This is a genomic window from Streptomyces sp. NPDC005438 (assembly GCF_040606315.1).
Taxonomy (GTDB): domain Bacteria; phylum Actinomycetota; class Actinomycetes; order Streptomycetales; family Streptomycetaceae; genus Streptomyces.
Genome location: NZ_JBEXEP010000007.1, coordinates 1 through 25,338, shown reverse-complemented (window position 1 = coordinate 25,338; position 25,338 = coordinate 1). Strand labels below are relative to the sequence as shown.

Genomic DNA, 25,338 nt, shown 5'->3' with positions numbered 1-25,338 from the left:
GCGGGGCGACCGGCTCGGGACCGGCGACCGGGGGCGCGCCCAGCGACGCCGCGCCCCCGCCTCCCCCAACGGCCGGTCACCGGCGGGCCGTTGGGGGCTCCACTCCTGCGGTTACCGCGCCGACGACGCCTTGCCGACGCGCAGCTTGTTGGTGCCGCAGCCGTCCTGGGGCTTGCCCTCGAAGCGGTCGTTCATCCACTCCAGCGCCCAGCCGTAGCCGTTCATGGCGGCGGTGGTGTGGCTGAGGCCGGGGAAGGTGTACCAGTCGGTGGGGTTGCCGGCCGCGCACCAGTCGGCCCGCAGCTTCCGGCCCACCTCGAACGGGATGATCTCGTCGGCGTCACTGTGGTAGAGCAGGGCCGGTACGCCCGGGCTCTTGGTGCCGAGCGTGGACTCCCCCAACCGCTGCTGCCAGTCGGGCTGTTCGAGGGGGTTGGTGGTGGTCAGCTCCTCGATCCGTACGCCCTTGGCGGCGGCCAGGATGTCGCCGCCGCACTGGTTCCGGGCCTCGTCGGTGAGCTTCTTGCCCCGGTCGTTGAAGTACTTGTCCAGGTCCAGTTCGGGGTACGAGGCGTTGAAGCCGACCGCCGCCATCAGCAGGAACCCGGCGTGGTCGCCGCCGTTGTTGGCCTCCGCGACCTTGAACAGGTTGGCGGGGGTGCCGCCGCTGGCGGAGCCCTTGACCTTCAGTTCGGGGGCGTACGAGTGGTGCATCTCGGCGGCCCAGGCGCTGGCCTGCCCGCCCTGGGAGTAGCCCATGAGGCCCACCGGGGAGTCGGTGCTCACGCCCAACCCGGCGGAGTCGGGGAGCCGTTGGGCGGCGCGTGCCGCGTCCAGTACGGCCGAACCGGCGGCCGGCCCGACGGTGTAGGCGTGGTCCCCGGGGGTGCCCAGGCCCTGGTAGTCGGTGATGGCGACGGCCCAGCCCCGCTGGACGGCGCCGTGGATCAGCGCGCCCTCGCGGGTGGAGCCGTCGTGGAAGCCGGCGGAGGGGGCGCACTGGTCGCCCAGGCCGACGGTGCCCACGGCGTGGGTGATCAGGGGACGGGGACCGGTGCGGTCGTCGTCGGGGATGATCACCGTGCCGGACACCACGTTGGGCTGGCCGTTCGCGTCGGTGGACCGGTACTGGATCTTCCACGCCTTGGCGTCGGACGGCAGGTCCGGCAGCGGCCGGTAGGAGGAGGGTTCGGCGCTGACGATGTCGCCCGGGTGGGCGGTGCGGGGCGCCTTGGTCTTCTTCCCCGGGGTCGTGCCACCCCGCTCACCGTCGCGGGCCTGGTCCGCGTTGCCGGTGCGGTCTGTGGTGGTCGCCTCCCGGGCACCGGCCGAGCCGGTGAGCGCGAGGGTGGAGAGCGCGAGGACGGCGACGGCCGCTCCCCACCGCGCTCCGTTGTGCGGTGACGGTCTGGTCATGCGACTCCCCCAACGGCGGAAGGTGCTGGGTTGACTGCCCGAACGGTAGCCAGGCGGAGGCCGCTTGCGTAGACCCCGGTACGTCCAACTCGCGCCCGCTCGTGGTGGGGAACACTCACCGAAGTGAGTGTTCCCCACCACCGGGGTGGCTCACTGGCTGTCGCAGTAGTCCGAGGCCGGCTCGGAGGGGGCTCCCCGGCTGAGGACCCGTACTCCGGTCTCGTCGACGGAACGGATCTGCAACGAGCCGCAGCCGCACCGGGTCCACACGGTCTGTCCCCGGCCGGTGTGGTGGCGGGAGACGACCTGGAACGGCTCCGCGTCCGGCCATCCGCAGTGGGGGCATCTGCTGGTCACGCCGCATTCCTCCTCGGGTGGTACGGGTCCGGGCGGCTGCCCGTGCTTTCCAGACTGGGGGCGGGAACCCCCCAGGTCCAGGTTGACTTTCCGCACGGAACCGTGAAGCCTCGACTACATGATTGACGTACGCCGGCTCCGGGTCCTCCGCGCGGTCGCGCACTACGGCACGGTCACCGCCGCGGCGGAGGCCCTGCACTTCACCCCCTCCGCCGCCTCCCAGCAGATCCGCCAGCTCGGCCGGGAACTCGACGTCACCCTGCTGGAACCCCACGGCCGCCGGGTACGGCTGACCCCCGCCGCCCTGGGACTGCTGGAGCACGCCGACGCCATCGAGGCCCGCTGGGAGCGGGCCGAGGCCGAACTGCGGATGGCGGACCGGGCCCCGGCCGGACTCCTGCGGCTGGCCGGCTTCCCGGTGGCCGTCTCCCGGCTGCTGGCCCCGACCGTGGCCGCCCTACGAGAGCGCCACCCCCGACTGACCGCCCGCGTACGGGAGTTGGAGCCACACGAGGCCTTCGACGAACTGTTCGACGGCGAGGTGGACCTGACCGTGGTGGAGGCCGTGGCCAGCAACCCGCCCAGCGGCGACAGCCGTTTCGACCAGCGGCCCCTGCTGGACGACCCCTTCGACCTGCTGGTGCACCAGGACCACCCGTTGGCCGCCCGGGACGAGCGGGAGCCCGGATCGGTGGCCCTGGCGGACGCCGCGCGGGAGGAGTTCGTCCTCTCCATGCCGGGGGTGACCTGCCGGGAGCACGTGATGTCGGCCTGCGGCGCGGCCGGGTTCAACCCCCAGGTCTCCCACTACGCCCTGGAGTGGAACGCGGTCGCCAACCTGGTGGCGCACGACCTCGGGGTGGCCCTGGTGCCCCGGCTGGCGTGCCTCTCGGAGCAACTGCCGGTCCGCCGCGTCCGGTTGGGGAGCGCGCCCCGCCCCCGCCGCAAGCTGATCACGGTCACCCGGTCCGGGGCGGACGCGAACCCGGCGGTCACCGCCGCCCTGGAGGAACTGGAACGGGTGGCCGGCCAGCTCGACACCGCCTGAACCAGGGGCCTCCACAGATTCCGTATCCCGTACAACCCTCACCGTCCCTGGTGGGTCTTGGCACCGAACCACCCCCTACAGGAATCGAGGAACGGTGAGGAACATCGTGGGGACACGTACGTCACGTCGGGCCGCACTGGCCACCCTGGCCGCCACCGGTCTGCTCGCCACCGGCTACGGAACCAGCGTGGCCCTTGCCGGCGACGACCAGAACGGCGGCACGCCTCCGAGCACCACCCAGCAGACCGAGCGGCGGGCCGACGACGACTACCAGTCCACGCTCAAGCTCAGCGACGGCCGCAAGGTCCAGGTCAAGCTGGTCAAGGGCACCGGCGTACGGGAGCGGCACACCACCGCCGACTCCACCGAGTGGAGCGCCTGGAAGACCCTCTACAAGTCCAAGGCCGACCTCTGCCAGGGCGTGGGCCTGGAGGAGAAGAACGGCACCGTCTCCCTGATCGCCGACTTCGGCCTGTACTGCTCGGACGGCGAGCCGCCCCAGGAGTCCGTCGCCGGAGTGGGCACCGGGAACCTCACCAAGTGGGACATCAACATGACCGAGGGCTTCGACGGCTGGCAGGACACCAGCATCACCGACGAGGGCGACAAGGTCGTGTTCCTCTACAACAGCGATGCCGGCCTCTACACCCTGCGCTGGGAGGGCGGCAACGGCGGCTTCGGCAAGGTCGACGGCCCCCGCGACTGACCGGCCCACCAGCGGCCCACCCCGGAGGACCCCCGTACCGGCTCACGGTGCGGGGGTCCTCCGGTGAACGGGGCGGTCAGCCGGAGGCCTCCCCCGCGTCCTCCTCCTCGTCCGGTTCCTCGTCCGGTTCCCCGTCCGGGAGCCGGTCCTCCCGGGACCTGATGACCCGCAGGAGGTCCCGCAGGGCGTCCCTCATCGGCTCGACCAGGAACAGCAACTCGGCCTCGTCCGGCTCCTCGTCGGCCAGCACCTCGTCCGCGTACTCCACGCACTCCCGCGCGTTGTCGATCTGCTCGGCCTCCACCTTGTCGGCCATGCGCGAGACGTAGCCGGGTGTACGCCCCTGCTTCAGGTAGCACGCCCGCCCCGCCGCGTCGGTCCACGGAAGCAGGCGGAGGTTCGCCGGCCCGACCTGGGGCGCGGCACCCGATACGGCGTCGGTGTCTGATACGGCGTCGGAGATCACGCGGCCACCCCCGTCACCGCACGGAGGGGCTGGCGGAACCCCGCCCTCTCCTCCAACCGGTCACGGCACCCGACGTGCCCCTTCCCCGGTCCGTTGGCGAGCCGGATCGCGACGATGAGAACGGGTTCCTCCGCCCAGTGCCCGCACCGGTCGCAGTGCGCCGGGGGCAGTGTGCGTTCCGGTAGTGGTGGGGTCGCCGTCTCGTCCATAATGGGTCAACTCCTTCTTTCTCCACGGAGGTTGGAGGTCGCCCCTGGCGGGAGATTCCTGGCAGGGATGAGCACCCACCAGGGGCGACGTTCGTTGAAGCGGTGCACCACAGACGACGTACCTCTCCGTAGCGCTGCCACTACCAAGCGGTCTCAGCGTGGCCTAGCCTTGCTGGTCGAGCAACCTGTCAGACAGGAACGGAAAGTTGGGCCGTGTCGTGGTCAACATCAAGGAGTTGAGCCCGGACAGTTCTCCTCAAGCCGCTTTCGGGGCGCGGTTACGCACATGGAGAGAGCAACGCGGCTGGAAACAGGAGGACTTGTCGTCCCTCATGGGTTATTCCAGCACCCACATCAGCGCTGTCGAAACTGGCCGCAAGCTTCCAACCTTGCGCTTCTCGCGTAGCGCTGACGAGACGTTCGACCTGGCCGGTACGGCGGATTCGTTCGAGCGTCTCTGGCGTGAGTTGACCCACGGGGTGCTGTTGGAGGGCTTCCCGGAGTACGTCGGATACGAGGGGCGAGCAGTCGAGATCAGGCTGTTCCAGATCGGCCTCATTCCAGGGCTGCTCCAAACACCGGAGTACGCACGGGCGTTGGCGGAGGCCGACGTACATCGAGGGGCCATCACTCCCAACAAGGCAACCGAACGCGTCTCGTTCGTAGCCGAACGGCAGGCCGCTCTGGATCGCCCCAAACCCCCGATGGTCCTCGTTGTGATGGACGAGAGCTGCCTCCGCCACCCCATCGGAGGGCCGGAGATCATGAGCGCGCAGCTTCAACGGTTGGTAGAGATAGCAGCCCTCCCCAACTGGGTGGTACAGGTGGCCCCCCACACCCTCGGGGCCCTGAGGCCCTTCAACCTCCCGGTAAACCTATTGACGTTGGCGGACCGTTCTGTCGTCGCGTACGGTGAATCGCAGGTGAAGGGGCATGTGGAACGAGAGCCCACGGCCGTGCTACCGCTTCTGACGGCCTACCATCAACTACAGGCCGAAGCCCTGTCGCAAGCCGACTCTGTGGCCCTGATCAAGCAGGCATGAAGGGATCCCCCGCGATGAACGAGCCCAGCTGGCACAAGTCCTCCTACAGCTCCAACGGCGGCGACTGCGTTGAGGTCGCCACGAACCTCGTCACCACCGATGGCATCGTTCCCGTGCGGGACAGCAAGGCGCTGAACGGCCCCGAGCTGGCCCTCACCCCGGCCGCCTGGACCGCCTTCATCCAGGACCTCAAGGGCTGAACGCACCCGCACACAGGCGAACCCGCCCCTGAACTACCCCGCCGCAAACGCGACTTGAAGCGAACCGGCGGAACGAAGCCCCCGCACCCCGCCCACCAAGGCACGGGAGACGCGGGGGCTTTCGTGCCAGGCACCAGGCTCATCCGGCGAAGGCGTGCCATGGCCGTGGTTCGACTCCCCTCCAGAATGGACAGACCAGCTACAGCACCTCGTCAGCGACCTCAGCCGCTTACGGGCCTGTGCTGACAGGTCTCGTACCAGGAACAACCACGCCAAGCCTCTGGAGGGACTCCCACATGAACACCGACCCGACCCGTACTTGGGTGAAGTCCAGCTACTCCGGCAACGGAGGTGGGAGCTGCGTGGAGTGGGCGCCGTCGTCCGTGTCGACCTCGGGTGTCGTTCCCGTGCGGGACAGCAAGACGCCGCATGGCCCCGAGCTGACCCTCACCCCCACCGCCTGGCACGCCTTCGTCCAGGACCTCAAGGGCTGAACACACCCACACCCAGGCGAAGCCCGCCCCTGAACTACCCCGCCACGACCGCGACTTGAAGCGAACCGGCGGAACGAAGCCCCCGCACCCCGCCCACCAAGGCACGGGAGACGCGGGGGCTTCGTCGTTCGCGTCCCCACCCGCTCAGCACCGCGACCAACCCGAACGTCAAGGCCGCACCCCCGGCCAAATCCACCGTCAAAGCCCGTCAGGTGAGCGAACAAACCCTCCCAACCCCACCCCCGCTCCTACCATCAAGACGAGCCCAAGCTCCATCCCCTGGCCCATCCCACAGCCCTGATCACGCAGGTACGAAGGGACACCGAGCGATGAACGAGCCCATCTGGCACAAGCCCTCCCACAGCACCAACGGCGGCGCGTGCGTCGAAGTCGCCACCAACCTCCCCACCACCCTCGTACGCGACAGCAAGACACCCCACGGCCCCCAACTCACCCTCACCCCCGAGGCCTGGACCACCTTCACCCAGAAGCTCAAGGCCTAACCCCACCGGCGGCCAACTCCCCGCCCACGTAAGGGGCTTGGGACGTACGCAAGGGCACAACGACTCCGCGACTGTCTCCCTCAGCATCGGGCGCACTCGCCCTCTCCACCGCCCCGCTCCCGAGTGGTGGAGAAGACTCCTCTGTCACTCCACGGGCCCTCACCAGCCAAGACGGCTCTCGGCTCGGGCGGTCTCGACGAGGGCCTCACCCCGACCCGGCGGTCGCCCCGCCGCCACGGGGTGATGCCTCGGTGAAACCCTTGATCGCGGCACTTTACTCGCCGCCTTCCGTCCACATATGTTCGTGGATTCCACACGGCACGGGGAAGACGGGGCCACGGACAGCTTCCCCGAACAGCCTCTGGCCGCAACCGATGGAATGGCCGAGACACAGCCACACACACGCAGGGAGCCATCGTGATCGAGCCCCGCCTGGAACTTCCTACTCCATGGTCAGCGATACCGCTGCGGGGAACGCCCGAAGATGGCGAGAAACTGTCTCGTTGGATGGGCCAGACCTATCTGATCGATTCCTGGGACCAGGCATGGCCCCCCGAACAGTGGACCGAGGAGCTGCGTGAACAGATCCGCGGTGGCCACACCCGTCCCTTCCTTGTCCACCGTGGGGAGGAGGAGTACGCCTACGTCGAGATCTACGAGGTCCTCCACTCGAACCTCGCGGAGTTCGGCGACTGGACCAGCCACGACCTCGGGTTCCATATCGCCGTGGTGGACCACGAGTTCATCGGCCGTGGGATCGGCAGCATGTTCGTACCGAAGTTGGTCGCGTCACTCTTCCGTCAGTACGCCAGGGCCCGACGGGTCGTGGGTGAGCCGAACATCAGGAACGTGGCGGTGTCCAAGGTGATGGTCAAAGCCGGGATGAACCCCGTCCGAGAAATCGAACTCCCTCACAAGACCGCGTTACTGCATGTAGCTACGCGACCGGAAGGCAGCTGGTCCGACCCCCGCCTCCAATTCGGGGCACGGTCTCCCGCACCGTGACGTCGGGGCCACCCACCCGCACTCGGGGGTAACGGCCGGGGTCCGCGAGGGAATGAACTCCGAGCCCCGCGAGGCGGTTGGCCCTTCCCCCACGGCTCGTAACCCGGTGGCCAGCGGGCCCCGGGCCACATCAGCCACCGGCCAGGGCCACCGGCGACGCACACGCGCCCCATCTCGTCCGGCACCTCGCCAACGGGGCCAGCCTTGTGGCTCCGTACCCGGCCACCGGCCGGTCGAGAGCGCGGCCCCGACGCGCTGCCGTCGGACCCTCGTGGTCAGTTCCGGGCGGCGGCGTCGACGTACTCGCGGAACTTGCGTAGCCCGACCGACTCCTGGGCGCCCACACGCGGATTCTTGAAGAGGAAGGCGCACACTTCGTCGACCGAGCCGACGTGGCCCTGCTCGGCGGCGACCTTCGCCACACGCACCGCGTTCACCAGTACACCGGCCGCGTTGGGGCTGTCCTCGACCTGCATACGGACGTCGAGGACGAGATTGGAGTCCAGGACCGAGGTCGCCTCGATACGGATGAAGCAGGTCTTGTCGTCGCCCAGATACTCCACGAATCCGTTAGGGCCGGCGGAGACACTACTCGCGTCGATTCCGGCCGTGTGTAGGGCGCTGCGCTTCGTCCGCATCTTGCCGGCCGCGCGCTTGGGGTCGGCCAGGTTGAGGAAGTCGGTGTTACCGCCGACATTCAACTGGTAGGTGTTCGCGACGGTCAGCCCCCTCGACTTCAGCAGCTCGATCAGCGCGGTGTGCAGGGTGGTGGCGCCCAGGTGGCTGCGCAGGTCGTCGCCGAGCAGCGGCACACCGGCGCTCACGAAGGCCGCCGCGATCTCGGGGTCGTGGACGACTCGTTCGGGCGTCGCGTTGATAAAGGCGACGCCGGCTTGCACCGCGGCGCGGGCGTAGGCCTGTACGGCCTGGGTGGCACCGGTTGGCAGCAGGCACACCAGTACGTCCGCCTCGACCACCGCCAGCCGGGCGGCCACGTCGTCGACGGTCGTCTCCAGGCTGGACGGATCCGGCTCGATGACGTCGACCAGGTTGCCGTCGACACCGTCCAACAGGGGCCCGACCTCCACCGAGACCCCGCTCGGTTCGACGTCGACATGGATCTCCGCGGCAACGGGCGGGGCGACGATCGCCTTCGCCAGGTCCAGACCGACCTTCCGGCGATCGACGTCGAAGGCCGCGACGAACCGCATGTCGCTCACCCGGTAGGCGCCGATATGTTCGTACATGATGCCGTTCATGGCCCCGCTGCCCAGCCGGACGAATTCAGCCGCCTGCACGAGACTTGAGGCACAGGATCCTATGCCCGCCAGAGCAACTCTGATTTCGCCCATGGGTCCTCCCCCAGGAAAATAAAGGAAATGCCAAACAATGATGGTGGTCGCGCTACGTCGCGATATGAACTGCGCCAACCGTCAAATTCTGCCCAGGACGAATCCGACATCGCCGTGCTGGAAAAAGGTGAAGGGGTCCTCCACGCGATCCACCAGCCACCTGTGGGCGTGTGGGCCACCGTTCCCGCAATACCTGTCAGTCGACTCCCGTGACCTTCCGAGCACCTCGTACGGGAAGCGTTCGCCGTGTGCCTTCCCTGCTCTCACCGGACCGACTACGTCGCCTCGGCTCCCCCGATGAGCCGCCCCGGAAGCGCCACGGTTCGTTCGGGCAACACCCATCACCCGGGCCGTGTCCATTCCCCCGACAGGAGCGTGCCAACCACAGCCACCCACGGTCGGGAACTCGATGACCCGGGCGAGGACCTGAGGCATGTCGGCAAGGGCCGTCTTGGCGCCTTCCCCCAGCGAGAGATCGTCAACCTCCTGGCTGACGCCTTGGGTGCCACCCGTGACGATGGCGGCCTCCCCGTCCAACCCCCGCATGGTGAAGTCTCCTTGTGTGAACTGACGGCAACCCAGATCGGGGCAGCGATCCGCCAACCTACCGATCAACCCAGGAGTTGGGAAGTCTTGTTCGAGGCGGCCCACCAAGGCTCGTCAGGCCGCACCCTTGGCCCACTGTCGGACCTTTACCGACCGGCGGAATGCGGTCGGTCGAACCGTCGGGAAGCCTCTCGTCGAGTCGAGGGACCGCGCTTCCCCCGCTTTCCTCCGACCGGCTCGTTGCACCCCTTGCGGGGCCCCAGAGCCCCCGCGTCGATTCCCCTGAGCTGAGCTGTTCCCCATCGCCCCACCACACACTTCGACGGACGGGCCAACGGGGTCACGAGGTGGACTCACGCGGTTCGCGGTAACGGCCTCAAGCGGTGCCGTGTGCCCCCGCGTCCACGGCATTGCCTCGACCCGGGCTGGCGGGCACGGAGGGGGAGTTCGAGAGCGGAGGAGAGCCTCACCACCACCGCCCCTCCCTCGCCTCGCCGCGAGCACGGGCTGGCGCTGCCTGGTGAACCAACAGGTCTGTCCCCCACACGAATTGAGGGAGCGAGCCCACAAATGCCTGAACCGGTGCGCCGTGGGACTCGGGGACGACCACGACCTCCACGCTCATGCGCCCGACCCACCGAGAGCTTCTCCACACCCAGAGAGCCTTCGGTGTCCTGGGACGACGGCACACACCCCGGTCGTCCTCAGGAACGTCGCCGCATACGGGTTGCCAGGTCCCTGACCGGACGGTGTGAACAGATCTCCTGCCACGTCAGTCCCTCCCAGCCCGCACGCTCCAACCGCAGCAACAGGGCGGGCACCGAGGACAGCTCCCCGCCGGCGTCGAAGTAGCACTGGCCCGTACTCCAGTCATCCGAGTTCAGCAACGGGTCCAGGGCTTTCACCAGGGCGTCGAGCGACGGAGACCGGACCTCGGAATCCTCCGCCTGCGAAGCGTCCACGGAGGTGGCAACCGGGACGAGGTCAACGGTGTCGGGAACGGCGAAGCCAGGGACGTCGAGAAGCCCCAGGGATCGCCGCCGCAGGCTCTCCGCCCGCAGTCCCGCGTCGTGGACGCGCACCGTGGCGTGGAGTCGTGCACCCTCGTCGTCAGTGATCGTTTCGGTCCTGGCGTCGAACACCCCCGCCAAACCGCCCAGTTCGGCCTCGACCGTGCTGGGTTTCGCCCAGCGGTTGCCGGAGAGGTGGGCCCAGTCCTCCTGTGGTCGCACCCTGCGCAGGGGCTCCATGAGGGCTGGGACCTCGGCTGAAGGTCCCGCGTTGAGGACCTCGGCGAGGCACCGCATGAGATCACGGAGGTCGTTGTCCCCCAACAACCGCTCGTGCAGGTACACGGAGACCTTGAAGGCCCCGGGCAGCCTCCTCACGAAACAGGTGAACGTGAGTCCCGGAGCGTGGTCGAAGTGGTTGACGCTGATCTTCTCCCCGTCCAGTACCTCGTCGTCGAGGGCGACGTTGTCCCCGTCCCACAGGGCGCCTCCGCCGAAGGCGATGTAGTTGTAGATGAAGGGGACCTGGACCCTGGCACCCCGCTCCCTCGACTCCGCGAAGATCTCCTCGACGAGTACCGTCTCGCCGAACGCCTGGTACCGCAGAGCACGGAGCATCTCGGCCCACATCGCTCGGGCGGCTTCGCGCGGCGGAGCCCCGGCGGGGCTCTCCGGTTCCACCGCACGCACCAGACCGATCACCGGCTCGTGGCACGCCGCGTTGCGTTTGCCCGGTCCGGCCCGGTCCGAGTAGACCTGCCACACCAGGCCGCGCTCATCGGGAATCACGCGCCGAAACACCTGGGACAGGCCGGCGAGGACGATCGCCGACTCCGGGACACCCCACTCTTCGGAGAGCTTCTCCACGTGCCACCGCAACCTCGGGGAGTACAGCTCCCCGACAACCCTGCGCTCCCCGGCCGGGGACTCTCCCGGCGCGTCGGTCTGCTCGGCGTCGGCTCCGAGGTCCAGAGGGAACGGGGTGCTCGGTACACCACGCAGAACGCTCCGAATGTGCCGGCGAGCCCGTTCCCGCGTGCGCTCGCCCCGGTCCGACAGTTCCTCGGCGACGAAGTCCCGGGGGTTCAGGTGGGTCGAGAGCCCGGCGCTGCCGGACCCGCCGTCCACGAGGTTTCCCGCCACGTCCGCGAGTTCCTGTCGGATCACTCGCCCCCCTCGGGCGCCCATGGCGAGGTGATGCACCATCAGGACGAGGAACAGGTCACCCGAGGTGAGCCGACCCATGACCCACCGGGCGGGCCACTGACAGGTGATGTCGACGGGCTCCTGGGTGAGTTCGGCCACCACCTCGCTGATGGACTTCCAGGGGATCGGCGGACGGTCGTACCACTCGACCTCGACCGGGTGGAAGTCGTGGACCCGTTGTTCCAGCCGGCCGACCTCGTCGGTGGCGAACGTGGTGCGAAGCGCTTCATGGCGGGCGACCATCTCCTGGATCGCGCCTTTCACGTGCTCCTCGCGGACGTGCGCGGGGAACCGCCACTGTTCCGACCTCATCAGCCCCGTGGCGGGATACCCGTGGAACAGGAGCCAGGCGGAGATCTGGCCCGAGGTGAGGGGCATGGAGGTGTGGTTCCCCGAGGTGCGTGACATGTGGGGCTTCATCCTTCTTCCTGTCCACCGGACGATCCGGGAAGGGGCGAGCCCAGAGGAGGGGCCGCCCGTCCCGCTCGTCTCCGACTGCCAAAACCGCTCGGGGAAACACGACCGCAACGGACACCGGCCAACCGGGCGGGTGGGCACCGGTGTTCGCGATCCCTCCGGGAAATGTCGAGGACGCCACCTTCTCCCATAGCGGTCCTACCGCCGTGCGGCGATCAGCGCGGCCAGGCCGTCGGGGGTCGCCGTCGCGTAGAGATCACGTATGGACAGGTCCACGTCGAGGGACTCCCGTACGCGGGCGGTGAGACGGGTCGCGAGCAGGGAGTGACCACCCAGTTCGAAGAAGTCATCCTGAGCGGTGACGGACTCCCGGCTGAGCACCTGGCCAAAGATGTGGCACAGCTGGGCCACCACGGCCGGGTCACCGTCGTGGACCCGCTCCACCTCGGTGGGGGGCTCCTCTTCACGGAGTACGGGAACGATCGGCGTCCTGTCGTCGTCCAGCAGGCCACCAACGGCGTCGACGAGGGCGTCGAGCAACCGGTCTGCCGTCCGCTCACGAAAGAGGTCCTCGCGGTAGTCCAGGGCGAGGGTGAGGCCCTTGTCCGCCTCCCGCTCCTCGCAGGTGAACGCCAGGTCGAACACGGCCGAGCCGGTCCCCACATGAGCGATGTCGCGTACCTCCGCGCCCGGAACGCGCGGAGGCGGGGGCACCGGATAGGTCTGGGTGAGGCTGATCTGGAACAACGGGTTGCGGCCCGCCACTCTCCGGGGGTTCACCGCCTCCACCACCCGCTCGAACGGAACCTCAGCCCGCTCGAAAGCCTCAATGTCCACCGCCACCACACGAGGCAACAACTCCCGCAGGGAAACCCCCACCGGCACCCGCACCCGAAGCACCACCGGATTCACGAAATAACCGACCGTACGCTCCACCGACGCATCCCCACGACCCGACGTCGGACACCCCACCACCACATCCCCACCAGCACCATGACGCGCCAACACCGCCACCAAAGCCGCATGCACCACCATGAAGACCGAACAGTTCTCCCGCACCGCCACACCACGCAGCTCACGCAGTACGTCCGCCGAAAGGCTCCGGTGGATGCGGGCTCCCGGCTGCCCCTCGGCCTTCGGAGTGCCGTCGGCCGCTATCGCCGTGGTGGCGGGCGCGCCCGCCAGAGTCCTGCTCCAGTAGTCCAGGAGATCGGTCAACGGACTGTCCGGGTCGTCCTGACTTCCCAGTCGCCGCCGCTGGGAGAGCGTGAAGGGGGCGTACCGCGCGGGCGTGGAGTCCCACTTGTTCACCCGCCCCTCAAGGCGAGCCGAGTAGGCCTGGGCGAAGTCCTCCAGAAGGAGCGGGACGGACGACTCGTCGATGGCGATGTGGTGGAAGGCGAAAAGCAGAGCGTGCTCCTCCCCCGAGGAGAGCAGGGTGAGCCTCGCGGGCACGTCCGACTCCAGGTCGAACGGTTCCCGCACCGCCTCCTCCTCGGCCGCCACGAGGTCCGCATCGGCTTCGACGTCCATGAACGAGAAGCGGAGGTTCTCCTCGCCGGAAGGCAGCACGCGTTGGACAGGCATCCCGGCCATCTGCGGAAAGACGGTTCTCAGGATCTCGTGGCGCTCCACGACGTCGCTCCACGCACACGCCGTCGCCTCCGCACTGACCGAACCGCGCAACCGTACGCAGACGCCCACGTTGTAGACGCCAGAAGTGCCGGGTTCACGTTCCAACCACCACAGGCCGCGCTGCCCTGGCGCGAGGGGAAACACGTCCCGTCCCGAGTGCTCGTCCCTCGACTCCGGGGACAGCCGCTTCGGTGCGGGCGGCCATGCGGGAATCCGAAGCAGTCCGGCGAGCTCGACCGGAGTGGGCGCCTGGAACAGGGAACTGAGCGACACCTGGCAGCTGAAGCGCTCGCGCACCCTGCCGATGAGGCGGACCGCTAGCAGTGAGTGTCCGCCCAGGTCGAAGAAGTTCGCCGTGGCCGGGACCGGAGCCCGGTCCAGCACCTCTCCGAACATGTCCCGCAACAGGTCGACCACCCGTGGATCCACTGAGGGATCGAGGTGGGGAACCTGGGCCGGTGGACTCGCCTGCCGGGCTGCCGCCACCTCCACGGGGATCGGCGCGGTGGAGCCCCTGGCGAGGTCGGTGAGGGTGGTGGCCAGGTCCTCCAGGAGCTGTTCCACTCGGTGTCGGTCGTAGAGGCCGGTACGGAAACGAGCGGCGAGGCCCAGCCCCGGGCTGTCGGACAGTTCGTTGAAGGAGAACGCGAGGTCGTACGGCACGGAGTCCGTGGGGATGTCGGCCCATTCGGTGTCGAGGCCGGGGAGGTCGGGGACGGCGGATTCCGGATAGGTCTGGGTGAGGCTGATCTGGAACAACGGGTTGCGGCCCGCCACCCTCCGGGGGTTCACCGCCTCCACCACCCGCTCGAACGGAACCTCAGCCCGCTCGAAAGCCTCAATGTCCACCGCCACCACACGAGGCAACAACTCCCGCAGGGAAACCCCCACCGGCACCCGCACCCGAAGCACCACCGGATTCACGAAATAACCGACCGTACGCTCCACCGACGCATCCCCACGACCCGACGTCGGACACCCCACCACCACATCCCCACCAGCACCATGACGCGCCAACACCGCCACCAAAGCCGCATGCACCACCATGAAGACCGAACAGTTCTCCCGCACCGCCACACCACGCAGGCCCTCAGCCACCTCGGCGGGGAGCCGTGTCCCGGCCGATGCGGTCTCCGTGGAGGTCCGGTCGTCCCCGGTGGCCATCGGGATCTCCTCGGGGAGGTCGGCCAACTCCTCCTTCCAGTACTCGAGTTGACGGGCCATTTCGCTGCCCGGGTCGTCGGGCCCGCCCATGCGGGCCTGGTGCCAGACGGTGAAGTCCGCGTACTGGGTCGGTGGAGGAAGCGGTTCACCGCTGTGGTGTCCGGTCCCGGTGTCGCCGATCACGGTGGCGTAGGCCGTACGGAAGTCGGCGAGAAGAACGGCGATCGACCACTCGTCCACCGCGATGTGGTGGAACACGAAGAGCAGGAGGGATTCCCGCGCGGAACGGAGGAACGTCACCCGAGCGGGCACCTCTGCCGTGAGGTCGAAGGAGTGTCGCGCGGCCTGGTACAGCCGCTCCGCGCTGTACTCGACCGTCTCGAAGCGCACGCTGCCGTCGTCCACCGGCCACACTCGTTGCACCGGGGTGCCGGACACCTCGGGAAAGACCGTCCGCAGGATCTCGTGTCGACGGACCGTGTTCGTCCAGGCGAGACGAAGATCCTTCTCGTCCACCGGGCCACTCAACCGTATCCCCACTGTGACCTGGTACGAGTCCGCGCCGAGGCTGTCCCGGTTCAGCAGCCACAGGCCCCGCTGTGCCGGGGCGAGAGGGATCTCTTCGGGACGGGACGCGGCGCTCCGGGTGGGGTCGGAGGCAGGGGTGATCGGACAACTGGCCATTGTGCGCGCCAGTCCGGCCGGGGTGGGCGAACCGTAGAAGACGCGCCAGCTGACCTCTCGGCGGTATCGTTCGCGGATCTGGCCCAGCAACCGGGTCGCGAGAAGCGAGTGGCCGCCCCGGGCGAAGAAGTTCTCCTCGCCGGAGAACGAGGCCTGCCCGAGAACCTCCGCGAACAGTGCGCACAGTTCGCCCGCCAGCGAGCCGTGCTCGGGATACGGGGAAGGAGCTGGTGCGCCGGACGGTATCTCCCGGGAGGCCAAGGCCTTCCGGTCGACCTTGCCGGTCACGGCCACGGGGAACGAGTCCACGCACAGCAGTCGGGACGGCAGCATGTAGCCGGGAATCCTCTTCGCGGCGGTCCGCCGCAGTTCCGCCTCGTCGGGGTCCCGACCGTCCACCGTACGCAGATAGGCGACGAGTTGAGCCTCCCCGTAGCTGTCGGGGACCGCCACCACCACCGCCTGCTCGACCTCCGGGACGTCCTCCAGGGCGGACTCCACCTCGCCGGGTTCGACGCGGAAACCACGCACCTTGATCTGGTCGTCGACCCTGCCGAGGAACAGGACGTTCCCCTCAGGGTCCAGGGCGACCTGGTCGCCGGTTCGGTACATGCGCGAACCGGGGGCACCGAACGGGTTGGCAACGAACCGACTGCCGGTGAGGGGGGTGTTGCGCAGATAGCCCCGGGCCAGTCCGTCACCGCCCAGATACAACTCGCCCACCTCGCCCGGAGGCACCTCGGACAGGTTCGCGTCCAGGATGTGGACCGTGGTGCCCGGATCCGGCAGGCCGATGGGGGCGGCCGTGCCCTCATACCCCGAACGCGCCCGCCACAGCGTGGAGTTCACGGTCGCCTCGGTCACTCCGTACGCGGTGACGACCGGCCCCCGCCGTGTCCAGTGATCCACCAGGTCGGTGTGCACCCGGTCCGCGCCGGTGAAGACGGCGACATCCTGAAGGAGGGAGGAATGCTCGTTGAGGTAGCGCAGAAAGGCTGGCGGAATAGCGCTGGCCGTCACCCCGTGGGCGCGGAGGAAGTCCACGAACGCGCGGTCCGGGGCCCGGAGTTCAGCGGGAACGACCACGCAGCGCCCCCCGAGGAGCAGGGACATGCACAGTTCCCAGACCGACACGTCGAAACTCATCGACGCGAACTGCGTCACCACCGACTCCTCGGTGATGCCAAGGCGTTCCGCTGCGGTGTCCACCAGACTGCCGATGCCCGCGTGGGTGACGGCGACTCCCTTGGGCGCACCGGTGGAACCGCTGGTGAAGATGGTGTACGCGGTGTCGTCGGCGGACAGGGGAAGGGTCCGGTCGTCATCGGTGACGGAGGCGGAGGGCTGCGAACGTACCTCTCCCTCGATGGCGTCGAGTCCGACACCTCGGCGACCGCCGAGGTGGGGGGCCAACCGGTCGGTCGTCTCCGCCGTGGTGAGGACCAGGGAGGGATCAGCCACCTCCACCATGTGCGCGACGCGTTCGGCGGGGTAGTCCACGTCGATCCAGAAGTAGGAGGCGCCGGCCTGGAGTACCGCCAGCCACACGACGACCGCTTCGGTAGACCGGGGTACGGCCACTCCAACGGTGCTCCCCGGCCCGACGCGCTCGCCGATGAGCCACCGGGCCAGCCTCGCCCCCTCGGCGGCCAACTCCGCGTACGAGAGTTCGGTGGTGCCGTCGGTGACCGCGGGAGCGTCGCCTCGCTGGGCCGCCGTCACGGCGAACAGGTCGGGAATCGTCCGGCCACGTCGGTCGGTCGTGTGCATCAGGTGGTTCCTTCAACGTGTTCAGCGGGCGGCTGTCCCCTGGAGCGCGGCGTCGATGGCGCGGGCGACGGCCCGCTGGTTCACCTCGCGCAGCACCATGGTGAAGTGGCCCCCCGGGACGACCTTCACGGTTACTTCGCCGTCGACGAGTTCGGCCCACTGGTGGGCGTGCTCGTGTACGTCGATCTCGTCCTCCGACTCGACGAGGACCACGCCGCCCCCGAAGGACGGGGTGTCATAACTGAACAGGGCCCGCGAGTTGGCCGTGTAGACAGCGATGCGGCGTCGCACCAGTTCGACGTCCTCGGGGGTGTCCAGGTCCACCGAGAACTCCTTGGCGTAGACCTCCAGGAGATGCCGGTCGCGTACCTCGGGCGGAAGCTGACGGAACTCCTCCAGCGGGTACTCGATGAGGGAGTGGAAGGCCCGGGCCTCGTCCACCGGACCGTCGATCCCTGTGATGACCGGCCCACCACCTCCGATCAGCACTGGGTCCGCCACCTCGTGACCCATGTCCTCCAGACGTACGGCCATGGCGTAGGCGATGCGCGCGCCGGCAGAGTAGCCGGTGAGGCGGTAGGGGCCCTCGGGCTGTGTGGTGAGAACCAGGTCCACATACGATTCCGATATCTCCTCGATGGAGTCGAGAACCGTGTCACCTGATTCCAGACCGCTGGCCTCAATTCCGAGGACGGGACATTCCGTCTCCAGCATGAGCGCAATCCGGGAATAGTGGAAAGAGGTGCCGGCGGCACCGTGAACGGCGAACAGGGGGGAGTTACCGGCTTTTTCGTTCAGCTTGACGAGGGTGGGGCGCACGGACATGAGAATCTCCATCTGATCAGTGGTTGCTGCCACTCGTCATGCGGGTGATCGCCTGCCGGGTAGCCGAGTTCGAGACCGTCGCAAAGGGCGTTCCGGTTCGAGAGGTCCCGAGAATCGGGGCGAGTGAATCAGAGCCTCGTCTTCTGGAGCGCGACGGTGGCCGGAGGCAGTGCCGCGGGTGTCCGGCGTCCTCGGGTTGCCCCGCTGCCTTCCGGTGGGCCGCCAGACGACCCGGTGATCGTTGACCAACACCCACCCGGAGCGTCGGAGCCCTGGAGGACCATCGACACATCGGAGTGGGTGGACGCTGGTCGACCTCCCCAACACCCGGTCCGGCAAGACCTGTTGGCGCCCTCTGAAAGCGACCCGACCAACCGTGGCGGACATACAGGGCTCCTGGTGGGCTGGCGGCATCACGCCGGGGCCACCGAACCGGCACCAACTCGACCCGGTGGACGGAGACTTCCCAGAACAGTTCCGATTCCCTGATCGCACCGTCCACGTCAGGGCCGTTCACCCATGATCGGCGAACTCGGGATAACCTCGGGCCCGCACAAAATCGGACCAGCGGGCGCGAAAAGGGACACCCACACGGCGCGACCGGACAATTCCGTTTGTGTGGCACTGTGGATGTCACGCGTTCGCGCCGGCCATGGGATGCACCCCGAGGTTCCTGTCTATTGCCCTGTTTTTGCTGGCGGTTGACGAATTATCAGCGGGGATCCTATCCCTCGGGCAGAGGGGCGTCTACTAAGGCTTCACTACCGTGTGAGGTCCCCACGCGGCTCATGACGAGTGGGGATGCGGAGCTCCTGGGCACCGGCTCGCGGCGATATCGCCTGCCCCGTCCGCCGCCCCTCACCACAGGTCCCCGGTCGCCCCGAGTGTCGTCACGGCATCGTCAGGCTTCGGTGGACGACAGGTATGGCACGCGACGGAGGGGCAACGCGCCGGACCCGTCACCACCTCGCCAGCCCGGACACCCCGTTCCCGGACGAGACGCCAGGCATGGATACCCTCGGTCGAGCCAACTCCCCATCCGTACCCGGAACTTGGGCTCCTGAGCCGTCACCCCTGTCGGCCCGGCCCGACGGCACGGTCCCACTTAACCGTTCAGGCTGCGACGGTAGACCCGGGAGTCACGGGCTTCGAACCCGAGGCGCTCGTACAGCCGGTTCGCCGCCTCCCGAGAGGGCCGCGAGGTGAGGTCGACGGTCCGGGCCCCCGCCGCCTCCGCCAGACGCACCGCCTCCTCGGTCAGGGCAGCGCCGACGCCGTGACCCCGCGCGGCCTCGTCCACGACCACGTCCTCGATCCGGGCCCGCAGGCCGGACAGCAGGGGGTACACCACCAGGGTCAGCATCCCCACCACCTCACCCCCGACCCGTGCCAGCAGCACCGTGGTGGCGCCACTGTCGAGGAGTCGCCGTGCCGTCTGGTGGTCCAACACGCCGGCCGTACCGGATAGTTGGGGCAGCAGGCGCGCCAGCCCGCCGACCACCTCGTCGTTCGCCTCCTGGACCACCACGACCTCAACGCTCATGCGCCCGACCCTACCGAGCGGGGCTCGCCACACCCCGGCACATGGAGAACCGCTTCCCACACGCCCGGGGGCCACCAGCGAAGGAGCCCCCTCGACCTTCACCGGCCTGGACAGGGTTCACACCCTTGATCCACACGGAGGACCGCCGCGTAGCCGTCGCGGATGCTCAGGCCGCCGCGACGCCTGGACCGTCCATGGGGGAGGATCGGTGACGATGACGAGCTTTCGATTGGCGGCGTACGCCGTGTGTGTGAAAGACGGCAGGGTTCTCCTCGCCCGACACATGCCACCGGAGGGCGAGGCCACGTGGACCCTGCCCGGTGGCGGAGTCGAGCACGCCGAGGACCCGTTCGACACGGTGGTTCGGGAGGTGGCCGAGGAGACGGGATACGAGGCGGTGGTCGAGGCGCTGCTGGGGGTGGACTCGCGGGTGATCCCCGCGGAGGACGCCTGGGCGGGTGTGGAGCACCAGAACGTCGGCGTTTTCTACCGGGTACGTGTCACGGCGGGGGAGAGCCGGCCCGAGCCCAACGGGGAAACCGCCGAGTCGGTGTGGACCCCTGTCTCCGAGGTGACCGGCCTCCGCCGTTCCTCGCTGGTGGACGTCGGCCTCGCCCTGGCCCGTACCGCCCCTGCGTCCGGTCACGTTCCCCCGGTACCGGTCGGGGGCCTGCTCCAGCACTGACGCCCGGCCACCTCAGGGCACCCCGTATGCCGGGGCGCCCCGACTCCCCTCCGTCGCCCGGGGGTTGGACCGTGGCGGTACGAGGCCGTCCCGGTACGGGGAGGAACCGTCCGGGCGCCGAGGCGCTTCACGGGCGGGGCGTGGCGGGCCCGACGTCCCGCCGTACGGGGCGAGTTGGCGTACCGGGTCGGGCGGTCGGGGTGGACGGGTCAGTCCCGGGGCGGGTCCTCCTCGTAGACGCACTCGTTCCAGTCCTTGGACAGGTCCAGGTCCTTGTTGGGCTGGGTGAGGGAGTACCAGTTGCCGTTGTCGTCACGGAACACCGCCTCGGTGCCGTACGGGCGTTCCTGGGGTTCGGAGACGAACTCCACGCCCTTGGCGCGGAACCTCTCGTAGTCACCCCGGCAGTCGTCGGTGGTGAAGGCGCCGGCGCCCAGTACGCCCTTGCTGACCAGTTCGGTGAGGGCGCGGCCGGACTCGGGGTCCAGGGTGGGGCCGTCCGGGCGCATCAGCGCCAGTTGGACGTCCGGCTGGTCCGGGGCGCCCAGGGTGACCCAACGCATGTCGCCCATGGTCATGTCGGCGCGCTCCTGAAGTCCGAGCTTGTCGATGAAGAAGCGCTTGGTGCGCTCCTGGTCCAGGGTCCAGATGGTGACCAGTGCGATGCCCTTGATCATGATCTCGTCTCCGTGTCTCGTGAGGTGGCCCGAGGCGGGCCCCACGCGATTCACGGTAGGAGCGGGTGGGCGCTGTCCGCTTCTCGGAAATTGCGGTCCTGCTCCGGGGGCTGGTCCTGGTCCAGGGCCCGGTCCTCGCCCTCCGGCCGCCGCCCGTCCCGCCGCTCCACGGGCGGGCTGGGCCGGTGGTGGGGGAAGCCGCCGGCCCACATCAGCACGAAGCAGCCGGGGATCAGGCCGGCGTCGGGCCGCTGGTGGACGCGGCGGTACTGGCCGGGGGTGAGCCCGGTGAACTCCTTGAACCGCCCGTGGAAGGTGCCCAGGCTGGTGAAGCCCACCAGGTGGCAGATCTCGGTGACCGACAGGTCGGCGGTACGCAGCAGGTCCTCGGCCCGTTCGACGCGGCGGCGGGAGAGGTACTGCCCGGGGGTCTCGCCGTAGGCGGAGCGGAAGGCGCGGAGGAAGTGGTACCGCGAGTACCCGGCCTCGGCGGCGAGGGTGTCGAGGTCGAGGGGCCGGGCCCAGTCCCGGTCCATGGTGTCCTTGGCCAGGCGCAGCCGACGCAGCCGTTGGGCGTGGGCGACACCGGGTGTGGGGCTCATACCCCGATGGTGGCACCCGGCGCCGACAGCGGACGGGGTCCCCGTACGCCGGGAACCGGTGGTCGGGCCGGGGCGTCTTCCCCGGTTCATCCGGCGTCGTGACGCCGGGCCCTCGGCCCGGACGACGGAGGACGGCGCCACCTGGCAGGAAGGCGAACCACTGTGATGACGCGTACGCGGACCCTGGCCGGACTCGGGGCGCTGGCCCTCGGGTTGACCCTGGCCGGAGTCGGTACCGCCCAGGCCCAGGACGAGGGCCGGGCGGGCGGCACGGCGATCCCCCGGGACTTCCTCGGCACCTGGGAGACACCCAGCGGGGACGACCGGGTGACGGTGATGGACAGCGAAACCCGGCACGAGGCGACGCTGATCTTCAAGACCGTGGCCGGGGAGCGGTGCGAGGCGCGGGCGACCGGCCATTCCCCGGACGAGCTGACCCTGGAGCTGGACGAGTCGGAGTGGGTCAGCGGGAAGAAGAACCCCCTGTGTCCCCCGGCGGAGGACCTGCGGCTGGTACTGGACGGGGTGGAGAACGAGTCCATGGACCTGGTCGACCCGGACGGTGAGGTGGTGGCCGCCTACTTCAGCTTCCAGGGCTGAGGGGGTCCGGGGCTCGGGGGCATCCGGGGCTGAGGCACCCAGGAAGCGACGGTTTCCCCGGTGGCGGGTGTCCCGCGTAGGGGACCCGGCCCGAGGCGTCCCCCGAGCCGAGGGGGTACGCCGCCCCGACACGGCGGAAGGCCCGCCCGGACCTGTCGGTCCGGGCGGGCCTTCCTTGGGGCACGGGTCCGGCCCTGGGGACCGGCTCCGAGATCAGCCCGCGGTGACGTTCTCGGCCTGCGGGCCCTTGGGGCCCTGGGTCACGTCGAAGGTCACGGCCTGGTTCTCCTCAAGAGAGCGGAAACCAGTCGCGTTGATAGCGGAGTAGTGAACAAAGACGTCGGGACCGCCGCCGTCCTGGGCGATGAATCCAAAGCCCTTTTCAGCGTTGAACCACTTGACGGTTCCGGTAGCCATAAGCCCTCCCTGGGCCTAATAGGGTCGCCCTGCCCCAGAACCTGCAAGAAGTCTGAAACGACGAGAGCCCGCGGTCACATGCTCCGCAGGCTCTGTACTGCAAGGGAAACCAAACTGCAACTTGTGCGGGAGCCTAGCACGCACTGTGTGGGCTGGGGAAGAGTTGCGGATCTTCCCGGAATGGGATGTCCCGCTCTCGAAATGTGTGCTCGGCGGGGGTGCCGGCCGGGCGCCGTGACCGAGGTCTCACCCCGCTCCTCGCCGGGCGCTGTCCGGGCTCGGGGACCTGTCGCCGACAGTACTTGCCCGTACTCCCCCGGGCCCACCCCTGGCGCCGCCCTCGCCGTCGCCGGAGCGCCCCTGACCACCCGTCGCGCACCGGTACCCGGAGGCGGGGTGGGGGTCCGGGACGGCGGGCGTACCCTCCCAAGGGTGACCCGACAGCAGCGCACACGCCCCCGTGTGGGGCACATCCAGTTCCTGAACTGCGTACCCCTCTACTGGGGTCTGGCCCGTACCGGCACTCTGCTCGATCTTGAGTTGTCCAAGGACACCCCGGAAAAGCTCAGCGAACAGCTGGTGAACGGCGACCTGGATATCGCCCCGATCACCCTGGTCGAATTCCTGCGGAACGCCGACGACCTGGTGGCCCTGCCGGATATCGCGGTGGGCTGCGACGGCCCGGTGATGTCCTGTGTGGTGATCTCCCAGGTGCCCCTGGAGGAGTTGGACGGCGCCCGGGTGGCGCTGGGCTCCACCTCCCGTACCTCGGTCCGGCTGGCCCGGCTGCTGCTGGACGAGCGGCACGGGGTACGCCCCCACTACTACGACTGCCCACCGGACCTGGCCGTGATGATGCGTGACGCCCAGGCCGGGGTGCTGATCGGGGACGCCGCCCTGCGGGCCGCGCTGCACGACGCCCCCCGGCTGGGTCTGGAGGTGCACGACCTGGGTCAGATGTGGAAGGACTGGACCGGGTTGCCGTTCGTGTTCGCGGTATGGGCGGTACGGCGCGAGTTCCTGGAGCGCGAACCGGAGACCACCCGCGAGGTCCACCGGGCGTTCCTCGCCTCCCGTGACCTGTCCCTGGAGGAGGTCACCAAGGTCGCCGAACAGACCGCCCGTTGGGAGGCGTTCGGGCCGGAGCTGCTGGAACGGTACTTCCGCACCCTGGACTTCCGGCTGGGCCCCGAGCAGTTGACCGGGGTGAAGGAGTTCGCCCGGCGGGTGGGGGGCGACCTGGGGCTGCCCACCGAACCGCGTATCCGGTTGCTGTAACCCACCCCGGCCCGCGTACGGCACCGCCCGGCGCCCCCACCGGGCGGGGCCACCCGCTTCGGTGCCCCAGCGGCTGGCGTACTCCGCGCCCCCAGCCGACGGGCTGACCGGCCCCTCGGGGCACCCGGTCCCGTACCGCCCACTGGCCCAACTCCGGTGGGCGGCCGGGGGGTTGGTGACGGAACGGTCGGCACCCTCGGGGGGCGACCCGGTCACCGGCCCCACCGTCCGGGCGGCACCCCGCCGCAGGTCGGGCGACGCGTCGGACATGTTCGGGGGCGGTCGGAAGGGCGCCCGCCCCGACGGTCCGCCCTCCCCGTCCACCAGCGCGCCCCGGGAGTACGGGTGCGGCACCGGTACGTCGGCGGCAGGGGCACCGTTTCCGCCACGGGGGAAGGTCGGCGGGGTCACGCCCCCCGTGGCCCGGTACCCGGCCGCCGTACCCACGGGGAGTTCACGTGGGGTCCGCGTACGCGAGCGGGGCGGGCCGGACGGGGGTCCGCCTGGTCACGGGGCCGGGGGCGCCGTCCACGGGGAGGCCGCGCGGGCGCGTCCCCCAACGGCGGGAACCACACTGGCGCCAGGGCGGTCCGGTCGGGTACGAGGGAGTGCGAGGGGAGCGGGCCCCGGGACGAGAAACGCACCGGGACGCCGCGAGACACTGCGAGGGTCCGACTCTTGGCCGTCGAGGACGGTGGGGCGTGGGGCCCGCGGTGGGGAACAACACCGGGGGAACACCCGGGTGCCGTGACGGGGCCGGACGCCGGGAGACACCGGAACGGAAGGCCCGGAACCGTACGCCCGGGGAAGATCCGCGAAGCAGCGAGGGGGACGCAGTGCGACCGTTGGAGCCCGACGATCCGAGGACGATCGGGGACTACCGCCTGCTCCGCCGCCTCGGCGCCGGCGGCATGGGCCGCGTCTACCTCGGCCGCACCACCGGCGGACGCACCGTCGCCGTCAAGGTCGTCCACCCCCACTTCGCCGAACAACCCGACTTCCGCCACCGCTTCCACCGCGAAATAGCCGCCGCCCGCCGCGTACAAGGCACCTGGACCGCACCCGTACTCGACGCCGACCCCGACGCCACCATCCCCTGGATCGCCACCGGATACGTCGCCGGCCCCTCCCTCGCCCAAGCCATCGACCACCACGGACCCCTCCCCCAGAAGACCCTGCGCACCCTCGGCGCCGGACTCGCCCAGGCCCTCCACGAGGTCCACCAGGCGGGGCTGCTGCACCGGGACGTCAAGCCCAGCAACGTCCTGCTCACCCCCGAGGGGCCACGGCTGATCGACTTCGGCATCGCCCGCGCGATGGAGGCCACCACCACCGTCACCCACACCGGGGCCACCCTCGGCTCCCCCGGGTTCATGTCGCCGGAACAGGTGCTGGCCCAACCCCTCACCCCCGCCACCGACCTGTTCTCCCTCGGCGCCGTCCTCGCCTACGCCGCCACCGGCAACGCCCCCTTCACCGG

23 protein-coding genes are annotated in these 25,338 nt (G+C 69.4%); 11 read left to right on the top strand and 12 right to left on the bottom strand.

Features of this window, described 5'->3' with window-relative positions; genetic code table 11:
• Positions 1 to 111: 111 nt before the first annotated feature.
• Both ABZT14_RS16125 and ABZT14_RS16120 read right to left on the bottom strand, forming a co-directional pair.
• The gene (locus tag ABZT14_RS16125) at positions 112 to 1,416 is read right to left on the bottom strand and encodes a lipase family protein (protein WP_356302358.1); all 1,305 of its coding nucleotides are present in this window, start codon (positions 1,414 to 1,416) and stop codon (positions 112 to 114) included.
• A gap of 150 nt (positions 1,417 to 1,566) precedes the next feature.
• A complete protein-coding gene (locus ABZT14_RS16120; RefSeq protein ID WP_356302355.1) occupies positions 1,567 to 1,773 on the bottom strand; it encodes a hypothetical protein in 207 nt (68 codons plus the stop codon).
• A gap of 118 nt (positions 1,774 to 1,891) precedes the next feature.
• Here ABZT14_RS16120 and ABZT14_RS16115 point away from each other — a divergent pair, with 118 nt between their 5' ends.
• Together ABZT14_RS16115 and ABZT14_RS16110 are read left to right on the top strand one after the other, a co-directional pair.
• Positions 1,892 to 2,821, top strand: coding sequence for a LysR family transcriptional regulator (locus tag ABZT14_RS16115; protein ID WP_356302351.1), 930 nt, complete (start codon positions 1,892 to 1,894; stop codon positions 2,819 to 2,821).
• A gap of 94 nt (positions 2,822 to 2,915) precedes the next feature.
• On the top strand, positions 2,916 to 3,527 hold the full coding sequence (locus ABZT14_RS16110; RefSeq protein ID WP_356302348.1) for a hypothetical protein: 612 nt from the start codon (positions 2,916 to 2,918) through the stop codon (positions 3,525 to 3,527).
• A 76-nt stretch (positions 3,528 to 3,603) separates the two neighbouring features.
• Here ABZT14_RS16110 and ABZT14_RS16105 read toward each other — a convergent pair whose 3' ends face one another.
• Positions 3,604 to 3,993 (bottom strand): hypothetical protein, encoded by a 390-nt coding sequence (locus ABZT14_RS16105; RefSeq protein WP_356302345.1) that lies wholly within the window; start codon positions 3,991 to 3,993, stop codon positions 3,604 to 3,606.
• 427 nt (positions 3,994 to 4,420) lie between these two features.
• Here ABZT14_RS16105 and ABZT14_RS16100 point away from each other — a divergent pair, with 427 nt between their 5' ends.
• The 5 genes from ABZT14_RS16100 (at position 4,421) to ABZT14_RS16080 (ending at position 7,447) form a co-directional block, all read left to right on the top strand.
• Entirely contained in the window at positions 4,421 to 5,245 is an 825-nt protein-coding gene (locus tag ABZT14_RS16100; RefSeq protein WP_356302342.1) for a helix-turn-helix transcriptional regulator, read from the top strand.
• A 14-nt stretch (positions 5,246 to 5,259) separates the two neighbouring features.
• On the top strand, positions 5,260 to 5,445 hold the full coding sequence (locus tag ABZT14_RS16095) for a DUF397 domain-containing protein (protein WP_356302339.1): 186 nt from the start codon (positions 5,260 to 5,262) through the stop codon (positions 5,443 to 5,445).
• A 296-nt stretch (positions 5,446 to 5,741) separates the two neighbouring features.
• Positions 5,742 to 5,939, top strand: coding sequence for a DUF397 domain-containing protein (locus ABZT14_RS16090; RefSeq protein WP_356302336.1), 198 nt, complete (start codon positions 5,742 to 5,744; stop codon positions 5,937 to 5,939).
• A 329-nt stretch (positions 5,940 to 6,268) separates the two neighbouring features.
• The gene (locus ABZT14_RS16085; RefSeq protein ID WP_356302333.1) at positions 6,269 to 6,442 is read left to right on the top strand and encodes a DUF397 domain-containing protein; all 174 of its coding nucleotides are present in this window, start codon (positions 6,269 to 6,271) and stop codon (positions 6,440 to 6,442) included.
• A gap of 507 nt (positions 6,443 to 6,949) precedes the next feature.
• A complete protein-coding gene (locus ABZT14_RS16080; protein WP_356302330.1) occupies positions 6,950 to 7,447 on the top strand; it encodes a GNAT family N-acetyltransferase in 498 nt (165 codons plus the stop codon).
• Positions 7,448 to 7,722: 275 nt separating this feature from the next.
• Here the strand turns inward: ABZT14_RS16080 and ABZT14_RS16075 are convergent, their stop codons facing one another.
• From ABZT14_RS16075 to ABZT14_RS16050, 6 genes are all read right to left on the bottom strand, one after another.
• Positions 7,723 to 8,799, bottom strand: coding sequence for an inositol-3-phosphate synthase (locus tag ABZT14_RS16075; RefSeq protein WP_356302327.1), 1,077 nt, complete (start codon positions 8,797 to 8,799; stop codon positions 7,723 to 7,725).
• An 81-nt stretch (positions 8,800 to 8,880) separates the two neighbouring features.
• Complete coding sequence (locus ABZT14_RS16070; RefSeq protein ID WP_356302324.1) at positions 8,881 to 9,345, bottom strand: hypothetical protein; 465 nt, start codon at positions 9,343 to 9,345, stop codon at positions 8,881 to 8,883.
• 704 nt (positions 9,346 to 10,049) lie between these two features.
• Complete coding sequence (locus ABZT14_RS16065) at positions 10,050 to 11,969, bottom strand: condensation domain-containing protein (protein ID WP_356302321.1); 1,920 nt, start codon at positions 11,967 to 11,969, stop codon at positions 10,050 to 10,052.
• Positions 11,970 to 12,176: 207 nt separating this feature from the next.
• Positions 12,177 to 17,231: an amino acid adenylation domain-containing protein gene (locus ABZT14_RS16060; RefSeq protein ID WP_356302318.1), complete on the bottom strand. Its 5,055-nt coding sequence runs from the start codon at positions 17,229 to 17,231 to the stop codon at positions 12,177 to 12,179.
• A 21-nt stretch (positions 17,232 to 17,252) separates the two neighbouring features.
• Positions 17,253 to 18,056 (bottom strand): alpha/beta fold hydrolase, encoded by an 804-nt coding sequence (locus ABZT14_RS16055; protein ID WP_356302315.1) that lies wholly within the window; start codon positions 18,054 to 18,056, stop codon positions 17,253 to 17,255.
• Positions 18,057 to 19,161: 1,105 nt separating this feature from the next.
• The gene (locus ABZT14_RS16050; RefSeq protein ID WP_356302312.1) at positions 19,162 to 19,599 is read right to left on the bottom strand and encodes a GNAT family N-acetyltransferase; all 438 of its coding nucleotides are present in this window, start codon (positions 19,597 to 19,599) and stop codon (positions 19,162 to 19,164) included.
• A gap of 214 nt (positions 19,600 to 19,813) precedes the next feature.
• On the opposite strand from ABZT14_RS16050, the gene ABZT14_RS16045 reads away from it, so the two are divergent.
• Positions 19,814 to 20,284 (top strand): NUDIX hydrolase, encoded by a 471-nt coding sequence (locus ABZT14_RS16045; RefSeq protein WP_356302309.1) that lies wholly within the window; start codon positions 19,814 to 19,816, stop codon positions 20,282 to 20,284.
• Between the two features lie 209 nt (positions 20,285 to 20,493).
• Here ABZT14_RS16045 and ABZT14_RS16040 read toward each other — a convergent pair whose 3' ends face one another.
• Entirely contained in the window at positions 20,494 to 20,961 is a 468-nt protein-coding gene (locus tag ABZT14_RS16040) for a VOC family protein (RefSeq protein WP_356302306.1), read from the bottom strand.
• Positions 20,962 to 21,011: 50 nt separating this feature from the next.
• Positions 21,012 to 21,563: a helix-turn-helix transcriptional regulator gene (locus ABZT14_RS16035; RefSeq protein WP_356302304.1), complete on the bottom strand. Its 552-nt coding sequence runs from the start codon at positions 21,561 to 21,563 to the stop codon at positions 21,012 to 21,014.
• Positions 21,564 to 21,728: 165 nt separating this feature from the next.
• Here ABZT14_RS16035 and ABZT14_RS16030 point away from each other — a divergent pair, with 165 nt between their 5' ends.
• The gene (locus tag ABZT14_RS16030; RefSeq protein ID WP_356302301.1) at positions 21,729 to 22,163 is read left to right on the top strand and encodes a hypothetical protein; all 435 of its coding nucleotides are present in this window, start codon (positions 21,729 to 21,731) and stop codon (positions 22,161 to 22,163) included.
• A 213-nt stretch (positions 22,164 to 22,376) separates the two neighbouring features.
• On the opposite strand, the gene ABZT14_RS16025 is transcribed toward ABZT14_RS16030, so the two are convergent.
• Positions 22,377 to 22,580 (bottom strand): cold-shock protein, encoded by a 204-nt coding sequence (locus ABZT14_RS16025; protein ID WP_356302298.1) that lies wholly within the window; start codon positions 22,578 to 22,580, stop codon positions 22,377 to 22,379.
• 432 nt (positions 22,581 to 23,012) lie between these two features.
• On the opposite strand from ABZT14_RS16025, the gene ABZT14_RS16020 reads away from it, so the two are divergent.
• Together ABZT14_RS16020 and ABZT14_RS16015 are read left to right on the top strand one after the other, a co-directional pair.
• On the top strand, positions 23,013 to 23,858 hold the full coding sequence (locus ABZT14_RS16020; protein ID WP_356302296.1) for a menaquinone biosynthesis protein: 846 nt from the start codon (positions 23,013 to 23,015) through the stop codon (positions 23,856 to 23,858).
• Positions 23,859 to 24,694: 836 nt separating this feature from the next.
• On the top strand, positions 24,695 to 25,338 hold a 644-nt coding region (locus tag ABZT14_RS16015; protein WP_356302293.1), incomplete at its 3' end, for a serine/threonine-protein kinase.

Excerpts from the sequence above, each read along its gene's own strand:
- ABZT14_RS16075 (WP_356302327.1), bottom strand. The coding sequence starts at position 8,799 with ATGGGCGAAATCAGAGTTGCTCTGGCGGGCATAGGATCCTGTGCCTCA.
- ABZT14_RS16090 (WP_356302336.1), top strand. The coding sequence starts at position 5,742 with ATGAACACCGACCCGACCCGTACTTGGGTGAAGTCCAGCTACTCCGGC.
- ABZT14_RS16040 (WP_356302306.1), bottom strand. The coding sequence starts at position 20,961 with ATGATCAAGGGCATCGCACTGGTCACCATCTGGACCCTGGACCAGGAG.
- ABZT14_RS16080 (WP_356302330.1), top strand. The coding sequence starts at position 6,950 with ATGGGCCAGACCTATCTGATCGATTCCTGGGACCAGGCATGGCCCCCC.
- ABZT14_RS16045 (WP_356302309.1), top strand. The coding sequence starts at position 19,814 with ATGACGAGCTTTCGATTGGCGGCGTACGCCGTGTGTGTGAAAGACGGC.
- ABZT14_RS16030 (WP_356302301.1), top strand. The coding sequence starts at position 21,729 with ATGACGCGTACGCGGACCCTGGCCGGACTCGGGGCGCTGGCCCTCGGG.
- ABZT14_RS16065 (WP_356302321.1), bottom strand. The coding sequence starts at position 11,969 with ATGTCACGCACCTCGGGGAACCACACCTCCATGCCCCTCACCTCGGGC.
- ABZT14_RS16060 (WP_356302318.1), bottom strand. The coding sequence starts at position 17,231 with ATGCACACGACCGACCGACGTGGCCGGACGATTCCCGACCTGTTCGCC.
- ABZT14_RS16070 (WP_356302324.1), bottom strand. The coding sequence starts at position 9,345 with ATGCGGGGGTTGGACGGGGAGGCCGCCATCGTCACGGGTGGCACCCAA.
- ABZT14_RS16115 (WP_356302351.1), top strand. The coding sequence starts at position 1,892 with ATGATTGACGTACGCCGGCTCCGGGTCCTCCGCGCGGTCGCGCACTAC.
- ABZT14_RS16035 (WP_356302304.1), bottom strand. The coding sequence starts at position 21,563 with ATGAGCCCCACACCCGGTGTCGCCCACGCCCAACGGCTGCGTCGGCTG.
- ABZT14_RS16025 (WP_356302298.1), bottom strand. The coding sequence starts at position 22,580 with ATGGCTACCGGAACCGTCAAGTGGTTCAACGCTGAAAAGGGCTTTGGA.
- ABZT14_RS16050 (WP_356302312.1), bottom strand. The coding sequence starts at position 19,599 with ATGAGCGTTGAGGTCGTGGTGGTCCAGGAGGCGAACGACGAGGTGGTC.
- ABZT14_RS16125 (WP_356302358.1), bottom strand. The coding sequence starts at position 1,416 with ATGACCAGACCGTCACCGCACAACGGAGCGCGGTGGGGAGCGGCCGTC.
- ABZT14_RS16095 (WP_356302339.1), top strand. The coding sequence starts at position 5,260 with ATGAACGAGCCCAGCTGGCACAAGTCCTCCTACAGCTCCAACGGCGGC.
- ABZT14_RS16055 (WP_356302315.1), bottom strand. The coding sequence starts at position 18,056 with ATGTCCGTGCGCCCCACCCTCGTCAAGCTGAACGAAAAAGCCGGTAAC.
- ABZT14_RS16085 (WP_356302333.1), top strand. The coding sequence starts at position 6,269 with ATGAACGAGCCCATCTGGCACAAGCCCTCCCACAGCACCAACGGCGGC.